Here is a 16,323-nt window from a genome sequence, read left to right on the forward strand (position 1 = left end):
TTCGGGCCATTTCGGTTGCCGGGCGGGGTATTAAAATAAGATACGATATCTATCAAAGTGTGCGGCACATTAATGTACCAGCACGGCCCCGGCGTTTTTCTTTTTGGCACGTTCTTCCCTTCGCAGCAAAATGCGTTGCTTAATGCGCATCCAGCGCTCGTAGAGGCTCGATTCCTTCAAGAAATCCCAGGTATGGCTTTCGGTGGCCGTTTCGCTTCCGCTGGTAGGCGTCGCGGCAGGTTTTTTATCTTCAGGATCATACATCATACCCGTGCAAAGGCAGTGTTTTCTGCCGGTCCGGGTAAGTACGTCGTAATTCACGCAACTCGCGCAGCCTTTCCAGAATGCGTCGTCGGCGGGCAATTCACTGAATGTAACAGGCTCGTAGCCCAGGTCCGAGTTGATTTTCATCACCGGCAGGCTCGTAGTGATACCGATAATTTTGGCATCAGGATATTTTTGGCGCGACAATTCGAAAGCTTTCATTTTAATAGCCTTCGCCATGCCGCTGTTGCGGAAATCAGGATGTACGATCAGCCCTGAATTCGCTACGAATTTTCCGTGCTCCCAGGTTTCGATGTAACAAAACCCTACCCATTCGCCGGTGTCGGTAGTGGCTATGATAGCTTTTCCTTCCACCATTTTCTCCATGATATACACAGGGGAACGTTTGGCTATACCGGTACCACGCTTTTTGGCGCTCTCCTCCATTTCCGCGCAGATCCGCTCGGCGTAATGGAGATGATTTTCATTGGCAGTCTGTATGATAAACTTACTGCCCACTACTTCGGTATTTTTCATTGATGACTATGCTGACAAAATGTTCAAGACAATAATTAACTATACCCAGAGACAAACGATGGGACGTCTAGAAATTGTAAGAAAATTGTGGGGATTAGATATTTACCACGTAGGTAAAAAGAGATTATGCGGTCCTTGGGGACCTGAATCGGAAAGGCGTAGTATGCAGAACTGTATGTATGCCGTTGTGATTCATTGACTTGCTTGTGCGTCTAAGAGGCTGCAAATTTTCAAAAAAAAAATCTTACAGCAAAGAAACAGAAGATATATTTTTATGGTTCGTTTTGGACGGTAAAGTTTTAAACGTCGAACTTGCATGTTCACCCGTTTTTGTACTATTCACACTTCGATCAACAATATTATTCCTTAATTCAGTGGCTTTCATGTCTGCAATCAGTACCGACGACCTTCTCAACGGCTATATTAATGGCATATTTCCAATGGCCGAGGCGGATGGTACGATTTACTGGTACTCGCCCAATCCGAGGGCTGTAATTCCGATAGATACCTACAAGCCCTCCAAATCGCTCCGGCCGGTGCTCAATAAAAGGCATTTCGATATCCGGATAGATACCGCTTTCGAGGGTGTTATGCGCGGGTGTGCGCTCCCTCGTACAACGGAGCCAGGGACGTGGATTTCGGAGGAAATCATTGCTTCTTACACTGCCTTGCACGAGATCGGTTACGCGCATAGCGTCGAGGCCTGGCGTGAAGACCGGCTGGTTGGAGGGCTGTATGGCGTTTCGATTAATGGGGTGTTTTTTGGTGAATCGATGTTTTCGATCGAAAGTAATGCGTCGAAAGTCGCGTTCCACTACTTGATACAGATCCTCAAAGTGAATCGCTTTGCCTTGTTGGATACGCAATTTATCAATGATAATGTACTCCGCTACGGCGCAATAGAGATCCCACGCGATCAGTATCTCGACGAGCTGCAAAAAGGATTGAAGCTCAGGAGAACCTTTAACGGTACCTTTTTAAGCGAATTATAATGTGCCAAATGCACTGCGGGTATGTTAGTAGCATCCGTTTTCGCCTGAAAAGAAGTATTTTTGCCGCCAGATTGATTACCGGGCATCGGAAATAACCGTGATGGTGCCGCTTATTTGAATACCAAAGTGTCAAAACCTATTCTCGTCATAAAGTTCGGGACGGCCTCTATCACGCTTCCTTCGGGTGAACCTGATGTCAGGATCATTTCCGAGATAGCCAGGCAGGTTTCGGAAATTCATTCCCAGTACCGCATTATCATCGTTTCTTCCGGAGCGGTGGGGGCTGGCAAGGCATATATCAATGACTATAAGGGAACAATGACCCAGCGAAAGGCTGCCGCTTCCGTCGGTAACCCGCTGCTCGTTGGCCTCTACGCCACCTATTTCGCCCCGAATAAGATTTACATTGCCCAGAGCCTTTGCGAGCGGCAGCATTTCGCGAACCGCAATAAATTCCTGCAACTCAAAGAAACATTCGAGGAGCTGTGGGCCAATAACATTATCCCGATCGTGAATGAAAACGACGTGGTAAGCGATCGGGAGCTGAAATTTTCGGATAATGATGAGCTCGCTACTTTGCTGGCTGTCGGTTTTGGCGCTGAATCATTGATGTTCTGTACATCGGTCGGCGGGTTGCTGGATGAGGAAGGCAAAATCCTGCGGAACGTATCCAATGTGAACGAGGTTTTTAAGTTTGTCAGGACTGATAAATCTTTCCTTGGGCTCGGCGGAATGGCTTCGAAGCTGACTTTCGCTAAACTGGCGTCCAGAATGGCAATCCGCGTAGTGATTTTTGGAATGAACCAACAAAATGAACTGCTGAATGCATTAAAAGGCGAAGCAGGAACATTGATCACGCCGGGCAAAAGCACATTATCGGCGCGTAACCGCTGGTTGGGAAGCGGTGGTCTTGTATCTGGTACGCTGCGTGTGGACGAAGGCGCGTCCAAAGCATTATTGAAACGTAAGAGTTTGCTCGCGGTAGGTGTTACCGAGGTGACGGGTGATTTTGAAGCGGGAGAGATCATCGAAATATATTCTTCGGAAGATGAAATGATCGCGGTCGCACGCGCACGCGTGACGTCGTCCGCGATCCGCGCAAACCTGAAAACAGTGAATTTTGAAGTGGCACATGCCAATGATATAGTTTTGTTATAATGGAATCGATAGTACCTCAATTAAAGGAAGCGCGGGAGGCATCAGCTGCCGTTCGCCGGCTGACAGACAGGCAAAGGGCTGATCTGCTGATCAATCTCGCTGCGAAAGTGCTGGCCAATGCCGAAAACATCATCGCCGAAAACCAGAAAGACCTGGATTTGATGGATGATGCCGACCCGAAAAAGGACCGCCTGCTCCTGAATCAGAAGCGGATCAACGAACTGGCGCAAAGCCTGATTGAGGTAGCTGGGCTCCCGGACCCGACGGGTGAAGTTTTTGTAGAAAAAACCATTCAGCAAGGGCTATCATTAAAGAAAATTGCCGTGCCGCTGGGTGTGGTAGGCGTTATCTATGAATCGCGTCCTAATGTGACCATCGATGTCGCTTCATTATGCCTGCGCTCCGCGAATGCGTGCGTGCTCAAAGGCGGTAAGGAAGCGCAGCATTCCAATACTTACCTGGTAGGGCTTATCCATGAGTCACTGGCGGAGTTTGGTGTGCCATCGGCTGCTGTCACCTTGCTGCCCACCGGCCGCGAGTTTGTGGCGGAGTTGCTGACGGCCATTCAATATGTGGATATCATCATCCCACGTGGCTCGGAAGGACTGATCAAATTCGTTCGCCAGAATTCGTTGGTACCTACCATTGAAACCGGCGCGGGCGTTTGTCATACTTATATTGAAAAAACCGGCGACCTCGATAAGGGCGCGCAGATCGTGGTGAATGCGAAGGTTTCAAAACCCGCTGCCTGCAATGCGTTGGATACCGTGTTGGTTGACAGGGAAGTGGCAGGCACATTTTTGCCAAAACTGAAAGAAGACTTTATTAAATGGAATGTGGAGGTTTTCGCAGATGAAGAGTCTTTTGATATTCTCCAAAAAGTGGAGTATCCCTATTTACAACATGCCAGCGAAGATGATTTCGGAAAGGAATTCCTGGATTTCAAATGCTCGGTGAAAATCGTCGACGGACTGGAAGATGCTTTGAAACAAATCGAAAACTACTCTTCGAGACATTCAGAAGCTATTATTTCAACTAATGAAGAAGCTATCGAAACCTTTTTGAAAGAGGTAGATGCCGCTTCGGTATATGCCAATGCGTCCACCCGCTTTACAGACGGCGGCGTGTTTGCATTAGGGGCGGAAATCGGTATTTCGACCCAGAAATTGCATGCCAGGGGCCCATTTGCGTTAGAAAAACTGGTAACCGAGAAATGGATTGTTAAAGGTGACGGACAGGTAAGATGGTAAACACTTTGGAAAACCTACAAACGCTCTCCAAGGAGGCCATTGAGCTTTTAAAAAACCTCATTGAGACGCCATCTTTCAGCAAGGAAGAGGAGCATACAGCGAAAATTCTGGCAGATTTCTTTACCAAAAAGAACATTCCTTTTCATACCAAAAAGAACAATCTCTGGGCTTTCAACAAGCATTTCGATGCGGCCAAGCCCACAATGCTGCTCAATTCGCACCACGATACGGTTAAGCCTAACAAATCGTGGACACTTGATCCATTCAAAGCCATTGAGCAGGATGGGAAGTTGTACGGATTGGGTAGTAACGACGCCGGCGGATGCCTGGTGTCGCTGATTGCTACGTTCTGTTACTTCTACGAAAGGGAAGATCTTACTTATAATGTCGCGATTGCTACAACCGCCGAAGAGGAGATATCCGGAAAAGAGGGCCTCGAAATCGTGGCGCCCGAGCTTCCTGAAATTGCATTTGCGATTGTGGGAGAGCCTACGGAAATGCATTTGGCGGTTGCAGAAAAAGGCCTCCTGGTATTGGATTGTACTGCAAAAGGCATTTCCGGTCACGCAGCGCGAGAGGAAGGAGAGAATGCGATTTACAAGGCGCTGAAAGATATTCAGTGGATTACTGAGTACAAGTTTCCCAAAGTATCGCCAACGCTCGGGCCGATCAAGATGTCGGTGACGATTATCAATGCAGGCACACAGCATAATGTGGTGCCTGATGCGTGTACATTCACGATCGATGTGCGTGTGACAGATCAGTATACTTTGGAGGAGGTTATTTCCGAGATCAAGGCTAATATTCAGTCCGAAGTAGCGCCTCGCTCCATCCGTTTGAGGCCTTCGAGTATCCCAATGGACCATCCAATCGTACAGGAAGGGTTGAAACTGGGACGTAATGCCTATGGTTCGCCTACAACGTCAGATCAGGCGCTGCTCGATTGCCCGTCGTTGAAAATGGGCCCGGGGCATTCTGCCCGCTCACATAGCGCGGATGAATTTATCTATCTGCATGAAATTGAAGAGGGCATTGCACAGTATATTAAAATGGTCGAGGGTGTCGTAACCCGATAATTTGCTATACTTGCCATCGCGAACTAAACGTGTTTTGGCATGCGATTCTACACCCAGGAAGACATCAGTGCTTTTGATAATGTCCGGTTTTTGCACATCAAAACTGCAAAGGCCGGGCATCTTTTTACCATCACCTTAGCCCGGCCCGGGAAGCGGAACGCATTCACTCCGACGATGGCTGAGGAAATCATCTTCGCGCTTGCCTATGCGCATTACGAGGCTGATATTCGCTGTGTAGTTTTAAAAGCGGAAGGCCCGGTTTTCTGCGCCGGCGCCGATTTGAGTGCATTTCACGACACGTCAGCTAATACTTTAAATCCAAATTTGCCAACAATCCGGGAGGAAGCAAGACTTGGAGACGCATTCAGTGAATTGCTGAAACCCTGCATAGCCCAGGTCGAAGGGCCGGTACTTGCGGGAGGATTTCTTATGATATGCGGCTGCACATTTGTTTTCAGCGTTCCGGAAGCGACATTCAGTTTGCCGGAGATCAAACGCGGCATCTGGCCGATGCAGGTGATGGCGTCGCTATTGCCGATTATACCTCAAAGAAAGATTCTCGAAATGTCCGTCACGGGAAGAGCCTATTCAGGGCAAGAAACGCTGGAAATGGGTTTGGTTACGCATTTGGCGGATAGAGAAAAGATTGCAACAGAAGTGAATGCATTAGCGATGCAGATTTGCAACAGCGCGCCGTTGGCAATACAATCAGGAATACAAGGTTTGCAAAAAATACAGAACCTACCTCAAAGCGAGCAGCATGCATTTCTGAAAAGCGAATTGTACAAACTGCTTCAAACAGAAGATGCCCAAGAAGGTGCATTAGCCTTCAAAGAAAAGCGAGAACCGATCTGGAAAGGAAAATAACTACAATCACCAATCGGCGGTCGGGCCGTCATTAGGCCCTAGTTCGTCGGCACAATCTCAATCTCCTCCCCATAACGGTTATGGAACTTGAAATCCACCACGCCTAGTGACGAATCTTTAATCAGTTTTACCCAGGTTTTGTAATGGAAGAACCATTTCACCTGCTCGGAAATCAATCCTTTTGTGAAATAAGAATGCAGGAACGGGTGAAGCGAAATTGTAATGCCGCGCTCGTTCTGTTTGGTGAGAATGTAATCGAGGTTGTTGGCGATCACGTCGGACACGAGAATGCTCGCCTGGATCGTGCCGGTACCGCCGCAGGTAGGGCAGGTTTCCCGGGTAACGATGTTCATTTCCGGCCTTACGCGCTGACGTGTAATTTGCAGCAGACCGAATTTTGAAAGTGGTAGAACGGTATATTTTGAACGGTCGCCCTTCATTTCATCGCGCATGACGTCGAACAGCGTGCGCTTGTTCTCCGCCTTTTTCATGTCGATAAAGTCCACGACGATGATGCCGCCCATATCGCGCAAACGCAACTGGCGGGCAATTTCTTTCGCCGCTTCGAGGTTGACGCTCAAAGCAGTTGCTTCCTGGTCCTCTTCCGAGTTGGATTTGTTACCGCTATTGACGTCGATGACGTGCAATGCTTCCGTATGCTCGATGATCAGGTAACCGCCGTTTGGCAAACTCACCGAACGCCCGAACAACGATTTGATCTGTTTTTCAAGACCGAATTGCTCGAACAGCTTATTCTTGCCATTATGCAGTTTCAGGATATTCTCCTTTTCCGGCGCGATGTTGTGAATGTAGGCTTTGATATCATCGTAAACCTCCTTCGAATCCACGGTAATGCTGTCGAATGACTCGTTCAGCATGTCACGGATGATAGAAGAAGCGCGGTTCATTTCACCGATCACGCGGTCGCGTGGCTTGGCGTCGCGCAGGGCCTTGATCCCGTTTTCCCACTTATCCAGACAATCCTGCAAATCCTTGTTGAGCTCGTCCACATCTTTGCCGGTAGCCACCGTGCGGATGATCACCCCGAAATTCTGAGGCTTAATGGACGACATCAATCGCTGCAAGCGGTTACGTTCCTGCTTGTCGGTGATTTTTTTAGATAGGTTGACCGAATTGGAAAATGGGACAAGTACAATGTACCGTCCGGCTATCGAAATGTCGCAGGAAAGTCTTGGACCTTTTGTAGAAATAGGCTCCTTGACAATCTGAACCAGGATTGGCTGGTTTTTAGAAAGGACTTTGTCGATTTTCCCAAGCTTCTCGATTTCCGGTTCCATCTTGAAATTCTTCAAGTTGCCGGAGTGCGTACGCTTGGAAATAACATCCTTGGTGAGCTTGTTCAGCGAGTTGATATTGGGCCCCAAATCGAGGTAATGCAGGAACGCATCTTTTTCAAAACCAACGTCTACAAAGGCAGCATTGAGCCCAGCCACCAGCTTCCGCACTGTACCAAGGTAGATATCGCCTACGGTAAAGCTTTGGTCCGGTGTTTCTACGTGATATTCTAAAAGACGTTTATCCTGCAAAAGGGCTATACGCTCTCCCTTTTGAGTAGAATTGATTAGTAATTCGTTACTCAATGTTCAACCAACTGAATGGCTCGATAATGTTGATACTTAACTTCCCGAAAATCAGACTGTTAACGGGATACAAACGTGGTGAATAAGGATGACCGGATCTTAATATTTTAAAACCCGGTCATACCAATTATTTCTTCTTATGTCTGTTTTTTCTAAGTCTTTTCTTTCTCTTGTGAGTGGAGATCTTATGTCTTTTTCTCTTTTTTCCGCAAGGCATGATTATGTCGTTTTATAAAATAAGTAATGTATTTCCTTAATGATCTGATGATCAGTTTTTCAGACGGCCTTCCAACTCGCCGATGGCTTGCTGGATTACCGGATCTTTCTCCTCTTTTTTAACCTCCGACAGAACTTTGCTTGCTTGTTCCTTGTCACCCAATTCCACCAGCGAGAGACCAAGATAAAACTTGGCTTTCGTATTGGCAGGATTGTTGGTTAAAATCTGTCTGAACCTGTCAGCAGCTTTCGAATATTGGTTAGATCTCATGGACAGGATCCCTAAATTGAACAATGCCAATTCGTTGGTAGGATCCGTGTCGATCACCTCGCGCAACATCAAAATTCCCTGCATAGGGTTCTCCGTGTTCACGTAAGTCATCGCCATGTTGGCTTTTGCAGTCAACAGGCCAGGATTCTGGTCAATTGCTTTTTGGTAAAATTCACGGGTTTTGATACCCAGGTTTTTCGCTTTTTGCTCGTCAACTGCGAACCCGTACGCCTCGTAATAACGGTCGCCCGCACGCATGAGGTTTTGAATGGCAGGGGAGAGCAGGGCTACTTTTTCGGCGTAGAATGCGGCGCTGTCAAATTTTTGAAGCTTCGCAAACTCATCCGAAAGCTTGATGCCCGCGGCAACCTTGTCTTTGTCCCCCGCCTGATTGAAGCCATTCCTTAGCTGATCTACAATTTTCTGCTGATCAGGGGATAACGCGGCTCCATCGTGCGAATTTGAAGAAGATTCAGCAGCCGCTGGTGCCGTTGTGGTCGCAGCGGCTGCCGACTGGCCCTTCTCCTTGTCCACATCCTTGCCCTTGTTGTTTACGACTACCTTGGGAAGGCTGAAAAGCGTTCCTACCAGCGCTACCGCAAGCACGCAAGAAAGTAAAATGGACTTTTTCATACTCTTATAACTCAACCTTTTCAGGTAAATTACTTTTCAGCGACTGCTTTCAGTTTGTCACTTTCTTTTACCTGCTCGACAAAAACTTTTGCTGGCTTGAAGCTTGGTACAAAGTGCTCGTCAATAATCATGGAAGTTCCCTTTGAAATATTGCGGGCCACTTTGCGCGCACGTTTTTTGTTGATGAAACTACCGAAACCTCTTACATAAAGGTTCTCACCATCAGAAAGTGAGTCCTTTACCACGGTAAAAAACGATTCTAGCGTTTGCTGAACGTCGCCCTTGTCTACGCCTGTTTTCTCGGAAATCTGTGCGATTACGTCTGCCTTAGTCACTTTGATTGTTTACTTTAAGTGGATATTATTTCATTAATTTACTTACTCCTGTAAATTTTGGGAACACAAAGGTACGGTAATTTTAATAAAACTTAAAAGGATGATCTTCCCCTTTTTTATATAATTCATTAAAAAACAGTGCACATAAATGAAAATAATATGATCCCGGACGATTTGGAGGTGCTTGACTTTAACAGAAGGCTCAAATCCTGGTATCTCAAGAACCACCGCTCTTTACCCTGGCGCGAAACCAAAGATCCATATAAAATTTGGTTGTCGGAAGTGATCCTTCAGCAAACCCGTGTAGCACAGGGAATGCCTTATTATGAGCGATTTGTAGAACAATATCCGACCGTATTCGATCTGGCGGCTGCCGACGAGCGCGATGTGCTGAGACTGTGGCAGGGATTGGGCTATTACTCACGGGCCAGGAACATGCATTTCACCGCTCGCCAGGTCGTCGGAGAGTACGAGGGGAAATTTCCCGAAACATCGGAAAAGCTTTTGAAACTAAAAGGGCTCGGACAATACACCGCGGCGGCGATCGCCTCCTTTGCGTTCGATGAGGTAGTATCGGCCATCGATGGTAATGTATACCGGGTGATGGCGCGGATTTTCGGCATTCAGTCGGATATGCTGAGTAATGAGGGTAAAAAAGAGTTTGCCGCACGGGCGAGACGGCTGGTTTCGAGGGAAGATCCGGCAACATATAACCAGGCCATGATCGAGTTTGGGGCGTTGCAATGCGTACCGGCGTCGCCGAATTGTGCAGTTTGTATTTTCAGCGATCGCTGTTTCGCTTATGCGCATCAAATGCAGGGGCAATTACCTGTTAAAATCAAAAAATTGACTGTCAAACACCGTTTTCTGAACTATTTCATCATTAAGCAAGGCGACAGGCTGGGCATGTACGAGCGCCGCGGGCGCGACATCTGGAAAGGCCTCTACGATTTTCACCTCATCGAATCTAAAACCGCCGCCGCAACTCCTGACTCCCTGACTATATCCGACCCCGCTTTCCAAAACCTCCTGAAAAAGGGCCGCCTGACCGAAATTCCCAAAGTTTATTCTCATATCCTCACACACCAGCGCTTACAAGTGCGATTCTGGTGGCTCGAAATTCCTGAAAACGAAAGGATAGATTTGCCCCAAGGAATGGCTTTTTACAATCATGAAGAGATCGAAGTGCTGCCGAAGCCGATCCTGATCGACACTGTTTTGAGGGAAGAAAGCTACCTCTGACGGCCTGATCATTTCTGCCCCGGCATCTGCATGCAGCAATAAATGCGTAAAGTAAAATTGTGCTTTAAGTAATATATTTTTGTACTAAACTCTTAATCAGCATCAGTCATGGGAAGTTTCAGTTTGAATGCCAGCCAGATCGCCGATTATAATCGCGATGGCTATATCGTAGTAAAAAGTCTGTTTTCTGTTGAGGAGGTAGGGAAGCTCTATCATACGGCGATAGAAAATTCGGTGATGCAGAAGAATGCGATGGATCTGAACGATCAAACCGGAAAAAAAACAAAGCTCTCGCTTTGGTTTACGCCGGGCGATGATGTATTCGGATACCTGATCCGCAGTGAAAGAATGGTCAATTCAGTCTGGCAGCTTTTGCAGGAGGAAAGTCAGGTATGCCATTTTCATACCAAACTCATGCAGAAGGAGCCGAAAGTAGGAGGTGCCTGGGAATGGCATCAGGATTATGGGTATTGGTATAAAAACCAATTTATTTATCCTGACCAGCTGATGAGCGTAATGATCGCACTGACGCCCGCTAACAAGGAGAACGGCTGCCTGCAGGTGATCAAAGGCTCGCACAAAATGGGGCGGGTCAATCACGGCTTCGCGGGCGAGCAGGTAGGTGCCGATATGGAAATGGTAAACCACGCATTGAAAACGATGGAGCTGGTTTATTGTGAATTGGAGCCAGGGGACGCATTGTTTTTCCATAGCAACCTCATGCACCGCTCGGAGGCGAACCTTTCCGAGCACCCTCGGTGGTCACTGATCTCCTGCTACAACTCTCAATCCAACCTGGCCTACGCCGAAACCTCAACTTCCTGGCGGGTCCCCGTTTCCATCGTTCCCGATCACGCATTGCTGGAATGGAATGCAGGATCATTCGAGGATGCAGACTTTCTCAAAAAAGAAAACGACCCGGCGCTGAAATCCACCGGCTGGGAGAATGAAGTGAAAACATCTTAATCTTTAATTTGTCGTCATAGATAGTCAGAAGTTGTTGGTCAACAAATGACAATGCATGACTATCTAGCACAATACTGACCTATTCCTAAAATATAAAATTGATTGCTGATATGCAGAAAATTGCAATGCTAGGCTCCGGCTTTATCGGACGTTTTTATGCAGAATCCATTCACGGGCAGCGCGGCCGCGACCGCGTTGTAGCCATTTACGCACGGCGGGAAGAAAGCGCTAAAAAGTTCGCCGACGATTATGGCTGCGACTACTGGTCGTCGAATATGGAGGAGGTGATTGCGCATCCCGATGTGAATATGGTCTGTATCGCTTTGCCGAATAATATTCACGAAGAAGCGGTATTGCTGTGTGCGAAGCACAAAAAGGCCGTCGTGTCGACCAAGCCGCTGGGACGAAATGGTGCGGAAGCATTGCGCATGCTGAAAGCCGTCGAAGAAGCCGGAATTTTTGCGGGGTACCTGGAAGACCTTTGTTACACCCCGAAATTTCTAAAATCCCTCGAAAGTGTGAAAAACGGCTCGTTGGGTCGCATTATCTGGGCCAAATCGCGCGAGGCACATCCTGGCCCGCATAGCGAATGGTTTTGGGATATTGAGCAAGCAGGCGGCGGCTGCATTCTGGATTTGGGCTGCCATTGCATTGAGATATCACGGAATTTCATCGGTAAGGATATCAAACCCGTGGAAGTCATGTGCTGGGCGGACACGCAAGTAAAGCCGATCGACGCCGAAGATCACGCCATTGCATTGGTTAAATATGAAAACGGTGCTATCGGGCAGTTTGAGGTGAGCTGGACGTTCCGCGGCGGGATGGACTTGCGCGACGAGGTGATGGGGACCGAGGGTACGATCTGGATCAATAACTTTTTGAGAACAGGTTTTGAAATGTTCACCACCGGGCAGAACCCGGACGGTGCGGGCGAGGAATATGTGGCTGAAAAGGCCGAAAGCAATACCGGCTGGCTGTTCCCGGTAGGCGATGAGGTGAACGACCTTGGCTACAACCACATGTTCACGGATATGTTCAACTCTGTGGAAAGGGGTAATGAACCGGCGGAAAGCTTTTATGACGGCTATATTGTGAATGCAGTGATCGATGCGGCTTATAAATCGGCCAAAACAAAGCTTTGGGAAAAGGTAGAACTGCCGGTTTGGCGTGGGCGTGAGGGGGTAGAAAAGCCATCAAATTATACCTCTTATAACGAAACGCATTACCTCATTAAGCAGGAGGTAACACACGACGGCCGCAACAAACTGATTTTGAAGGACAAGATTACCGGCAAGATCACCGAGCAGGATATTTAGCGGGCATTTTTCATGGAATATGCCTATATTTAAGGTTGCAACAAACATTAACCACGTTAAGAAATCATGGCAGGAAGTGTTAATAAAGTAATTCTGATCGGTAATCTGGGTAGCGACCCGGAGGTTCGATACCTCGAAAGCGGATCGGCGGTAGCGAAGTTCAATATCGCCACTACCGAGACTTACACCAATAAAAACGGTGAGCGGGTAGACAATACCGAATGGCACCGCATCGAACTTTGGGAAGGATTAGCAAAAGTGGCCGAAAAATACCTTAAAAAGGGTAACCAGGTGTATATCGAAGGACGCATTCGCACCGATACCTGGACCGACAAGGAAGGGCAGCAACGGACGGGCGTAACGATCCGTGCGAACAGCATGACATTGCTGGGCGGTCCGGCGGGCGGCGGTTCGTCGGCCGGTAATTCCGGCGGAGATTACAACCAGGGAGGCCAGCAGGGTGGCTACCAGCCATCCGGCAATGCACCACGCGCCAACAATGGCCCGCGGCCTTCAGACCCGATACCGCCATCGATGGCCTCGGGCAATGGCGACGACGACGATCTGCCGTTCTGACGCATTCGATGAGATAGTGAGGAATCCCGTTTAAATGTATTTATGCCAACACAGATACACTTATTAAGCGGGATTCGCTACATTTATCTGATTGAATACCTATTTTGAACAATCTCTGAACTTTCGTGAAAGAAACAGAAGACAGTGACGACCCGCTTGCCCGAACGCGTACGGGGATTGATTTTCCCCAGAAAAGTACGCACCTCACGCTGGCAGGGGCTATCATACCCTTTGATTTCCTGGCCCCTTACGACTTTATCGTTGTCATAATCCTTCTTTTAATATCCCTTTTCCTCTCGGGCATCCGCGCAGCGTATGCGGCATCCGGCGCAATGGAAAACCCCTGGGAGCGGAAAGCCGAAGGCGAAAGTCAATTACCTACACGTATTCAGCAACTGGCGCTATCGCTGGTGCAGCGCGGCATTACACTGTTCGCATTATTGCTTGCGGCACGTTTGGCGTGGTTGCAAATGCAGTCGGGCAATGAAGCGGTGCGTTGGGCGGTATTGGCATTCCTTGTGGTTTGGATCTGGCTCGATGCGATCGTGCGTTACAACAGCGCGCGTAAAGCACAGGAGTTTATTCCCAGAATTTCCGGTCTTACCCAATTTCTGATCAAAATATGCAAGCCGCTCACCCAACCGATCATGAAGCTCGGATACTCGTTCGGCGTGCTTACGCCCCAGGGCGCCGAGATCACCACCGAAATGCTGGAAGCCAAAGCGGAAAGCGAGGAGGAAACCGATTTGCTGCGGGGACTGGCTAATTTCCGGCAGACCAATGCCCGGAAAGCCATGCAGGCGAGGGTGCAGATCACGTCCTTTGATATTGAACTCGATTTTCATGAACTCATGGATCGGATTAACAAGTCGGGTTACTCGCGTGTGCCGGTTTACCGGGATGATCTTGACCATGTTGAAGGTATTTTGAACGTAAAGGATTTGCTCCCTCATATTCATCTGGACGAGCATTTTCACTGGCAAAAGCTGCTAAGACCTGTTTATTTTATACCGGAAAGCAAGCGACTCGACGACCTGATGAAGGACTTTCAGAACCGCCGCGTGCATATGGCGATCGTTGTGGACGAGTACGGCGGCACAAGCGGGTTGATCACCCTGGAAGATATTATTGAAGAAATTTTCGGGGATATTAATGATGAATATGACGAGGATGAGGAGGTCAATTACACGCAGGTGGACGAGCATACCTATGTCTTCGAAGGCAAGGTGCTAATCAACGACCTTTGCCGTCTGCTGAACCTGGAAACCGATTATTTTGACGAGGTTAGGGGCAACAGCGAGTCGCTGGCTGGGTTGCTGCTGGAACTGTTTTCCCGGCTTCCGCGGACCGGTGAAATCGCTACACACCGGGAGGTTACCTTCAAGGTACAGTCGGCCGACAAGAAGCGCATTAAAAAAGTGCGGGTACTGGTATCATAAAAAAAATACAATTCGATTTTATTTACTCAGAACTTATTCTTAATTTTGCCCGGCAAATAACAATAGTTTATTTGCTATGAACACAGACCCATCCAAAGTCCTCTTCGAGGCACTCACCTACGACGACGTTCTGTTAATCCCCGGTTATTCAGAAGTCCTGCCTCGTAACACCACAACAAAAACCAAGCTTACGCGCAACATCGAGTTGAACATTCCTATTGTTTCAGCTGCTATGGACACGGTGACGGAATTTGAGCTGGCCATCGCTATGGCTCAGGAAGGTGGTATTGGAATAATCCATAAAAATATGTCCCTGGAAGCGCAAGCTGAGCAGGTGAGAAAAGTAAAACGTTCTGAAAGCGGCATGATCCTCGATCCGATCACGTTGCTCGACAATTCGACCCTCGGCGATGCGCATCAGATCATGCGTGAGTTCAAGATCGGAGGTATTCCCGTCATCGACAAAGAGCACAAACTGGTCGGTATCCTTACCAACCGCGACCTTCGTTTCGAACGCGAAATGAGCAAGCCGGTGACCGAAATCATGACGAAAGACAAGCTCATTACAGCTTCGGAAGGCTTGTCACTCGACGATGCCGAGAAAATCCTGCAAGAGTACAAAATTGAAAAGCTGCCGATCGTAGACGCAGAATATCGCCTGACAGGTCTGATCACTTACAAAGACATTCTGAAACGCAAATCACACCCGAACGCCTGTAAAGACGAATATGGCCGCCTACGCGTAGGAGCAGCCATAGGCGTTACGCCCGACGTGCTGAAACGTGTTGAAGCGTTGGTGAAAGCGGGTGTGGACGTAGTGAGCCTCGATACCGCCCACGGACATTCCCAGGGTGTAATCGATGCTTTGAAGTCTATCAAAGCAGCATTCCCGAAACTGGATGTGATCGCCGGTAACGTAGCAACAGGCGAAGCTGCAAAAGCGTTGGCCGAGGCTGGTGCCGATGCCGTGAAAGTGGGGGTTGGTCCGGGTAGTATTTGTACAACGCGTATCATCGCGGGTATCGGAGTTCCTCAGCTGACTGCCGTAATGTGGGCAGCGGAAGGACTGAAAGGCACCGGCGTTCCGGTTATTGCCGATGGCGGTATTCGTTTCTCGGGTGACATGACCAAAGCATTGGCTGGTGGCGCAAGCACGATTATGATCGGTTCGATGCTCGCGGGTAGCGATGAAGCTCCGGGCGAGGTTGTGATCTACGAAGGACGGAAATTCAAGGCTTACCGTGGAATGGGATCGGTTGAGGCAATGGAAGATGGTTCGAAAGACCGTTATTTCCAGGATGCCGAGGACGATGTGAAAAAGCTCGTTCCGGAAGGTATCGTAGGCCGCGTACCATTCAAAGGCAAAGTTTCCGAGATTATTTATCAGATGGTAGGAGGTTTGAAGGCAGGTATGGGTTACTGCGGCGCAGGTGATATCGAGTCGTTGCAGAAAGCACAATTCGTAAAAATTACCTCAGCTGGTGTGAAAGAAAGCCATCCGCACGATATTATGATCCAGAAAGAAGCTCCGAATTATTCGAGATCGTAGGTTCGGCTTAATGGTCGGTAATCGTTATAATCGCC

15 protein-coding genes are annotated in these 16,323 nt (G+C 48.3%); 11 read left to right on the forward strand and 4 right to left on the reverse strand.

Going from position 1 to position 16,323, the window contains the following annotated elements; translation table 11 throughout:
* Window positions 1–69: 69 nt before the first annotated feature.
* Window positions 70–801 (reverse strand): GNAT family N-acetyltransferase, encoded by a 732-nt coding sequence (locus ACTJJJ_RS12340; protein WP_188934789.1) that lies wholly within the window; start codon window positions 799–801, stop codon window positions 70–72.
* 383 nt (window positions 802–1,184) lie between these two features.
* Here ACTJJJ_RS12340 and aat point away from each other — a divergent pair, with 383 nt between their 5' ends.
* From aat to ACTJJJ_RS12365, 5 genes are all read left to right on the forward strand, one after another.
* Window positions 1,185–1,793 (forward strand): leucyl/phenylalanyl-tRNA--protein transferase, encoded by a 609-nt coding sequence (aat, locus tag ACTJJJ_RS12345; protein ID WP_188934787.1) that lies wholly within the window; start codon window positions 1,185–1,187, stop codon window positions 1,791–1,793.
* A gap of 126 nt (window positions 1,794–1,919) precedes the next feature.
* Window positions 1,920–2,951 carry a glutamate 5-kinase gene (gene proB, locus ACTJJJ_RS12350; protein ID WP_440701936.1) on the forward strand — a complete coding sequence of 344 codons (1,032 nt, stop codon included), beginning with the start codon at window positions 1,920–1,922 and terminating at the stop codon, window positions 2,949–2,951.
* Window positions 2,951–4,201: a glutamate-5-semialdehyde dehydrogenase gene (locus tag ACTJJJ_RS12355; RefSeq protein WP_440701937.1), complete on the forward strand. Its 1,251-nt coding sequence runs from the start codon at window positions 2,951–2,953 to the stop codon at window positions 4,199–4,201. Before proB ends, ACTJJJ_RS12355 begins: the two co-directional genes overlap by 1 nt.
* Complete coding sequence (locus ACTJJJ_RS12360) at window positions 4,195–5,277, forward strand: M20 family metallo-hydrolase (RefSeq protein WP_188934781.1); 1,083 nt, start codon at window positions 4,195–4,197, stop codon at window positions 5,275–5,277. Before ACTJJJ_RS12355 ends, ACTJJJ_RS12360 begins: the two co-directional genes overlap by 7 nt.
* Before the next feature lie 39 nt (window positions 5,278–5,316).
* Entirely contained in the window at window positions 5,317–6,144 is an 828-nt protein-coding gene (locus ACTJJJ_RS12365) for an enoyl-CoA hydratase/isomerase family protein (RefSeq protein ID WP_188934780.1), read from the forward strand.
* A 38-nt stretch (window positions 6,145–6,182) separates the two neighbouring features.
* Here the strand turns inward: ACTJJJ_RS12365 and ACTJJJ_RS12370 are convergent, their stop codons facing one another.
* The 3 genes from ACTJJJ_RS12370 to ACTJJJ_RS12380 all read right to left on the reverse strand — a co-directional run bounded on the left by ACTJJJ_RS12370 (window position 6,183) and on the right by ACTJJJ_RS12380 (window position 9,200).
* A complete protein-coding gene (locus ACTJJJ_RS12370) occupies window positions 6,183–7,745 on the reverse strand; it encodes an Rne/Rng family ribonuclease (RefSeq protein WP_188934778.1) in 1,563 nt (520 codons plus the stop codon).
* A gap of 268 nt (window positions 7,746–8,013) precedes the next feature.
* Window positions 8,014–8,865 carry a tetratricopeptide repeat protein gene (locus tag ACTJJJ_RS12375; RefSeq protein ID WP_426292810.1) on the reverse strand — a complete coding sequence of 284 codons (852 nt, stop codon included), beginning with the start codon at window positions 8,863–8,865 and terminating at the stop codon, window positions 8,014–8,016.
* Between the two features lie 29 nt (window positions 8,866–8,894).
* A complete protein-coding gene (locus ACTJJJ_RS12380) occupies window positions 8,895–9,200 on the reverse strand; it encodes an HU family DNA-binding protein (RefSeq protein ID WP_015813879.1) in 306 nt (101 codons plus the stop codon).
* A 159-nt stretch (window positions 9,201–9,359) separates the two neighbouring features.
* Here ACTJJJ_RS12380 and mutY point away from each other — a divergent pair, with 159 nt between their 5' ends.
* From mutY to guaB, 6 genes are all read left to right on the forward strand, one after another.
* On the forward strand, window positions 9,360–10,442 hold the full coding sequence (gene mutY, locus ACTJJJ_RS12385) for an A/G-specific adenine glycosylase (protein ID WP_188934773.1): 1,083 nt from the start codon (window positions 9,360–9,362) through the stop codon (window positions 10,440–10,442).
* A gap of 108 nt (window positions 10,443–10,550) precedes the next feature.
* Window positions 10,551–11,408 carry a phytanoyl-CoA dioxygenase family protein gene (locus ACTJJJ_RS12390; protein WP_188934772.1) on the forward strand — a complete coding sequence of 286 codons (858 nt, stop codon included), beginning with the start codon at window positions 10,551–10,553 and terminating at the stop codon, window positions 11,406–11,408.
* 110 nt (window positions 11,409–11,518) lie between these two features.
* Window positions 11,519–12,724 carry a Gfo/Idh/MocA family protein gene (locus tag ACTJJJ_RS12395; protein WP_426292812.1) on the forward strand — a complete coding sequence of 402 codons (1,206 nt, stop codon included), beginning with the start codon at window positions 11,519–11,521 and terminating at the stop codon, window positions 12,722–12,724.
* A 66-nt stretch (window positions 12,725–12,790) separates the two neighbouring features.
* Window positions 12,791–13,300, forward strand: a complete 510-nt coding sequence (locus tag ACTJJJ_RS12400; protein WP_426292813.1) for a single-stranded DNA-binding protein — start codon at window positions 12,791–12,793, stop codon at window positions 13,298–13,300.
* Between the two features lie 125 nt (window positions 13,301–13,425).
* On the forward strand, window positions 13,426–14,739 hold the full coding sequence (locus ACTJJJ_RS12405) for a transporter associated domain-containing protein (RefSeq protein ID WP_188934768.1): 1,314 nt from the start codon (window positions 13,426–13,428) through the stop codon (window positions 14,737–14,739).
* A 76-nt stretch (window positions 14,740–14,815) separates the two neighbouring features.
* Window positions 14,816–16,288, forward strand: a complete 1,473-nt coding sequence (gene guaB, locus ACTJJJ_RS12410; protein WP_188934766.1) for an IMP dehydrogenase — start codon at window positions 14,816–14,818, stop codon at window positions 16,286–16,288.
* The last annotated feature ends 35 nt before the right edge of the window (window positions 16,289–16,323 follow it).

This window comes from Dyadobacter sp. 22481 (assembly GCF_052044875.1).
GTDB classification, from domain to species: domain Bacteria; phylum Bacteroidota; class Bacteroidia; order Cytophagales; family Spirosomataceae; genus Dyadobacter; species Dyadobacter endophyticus.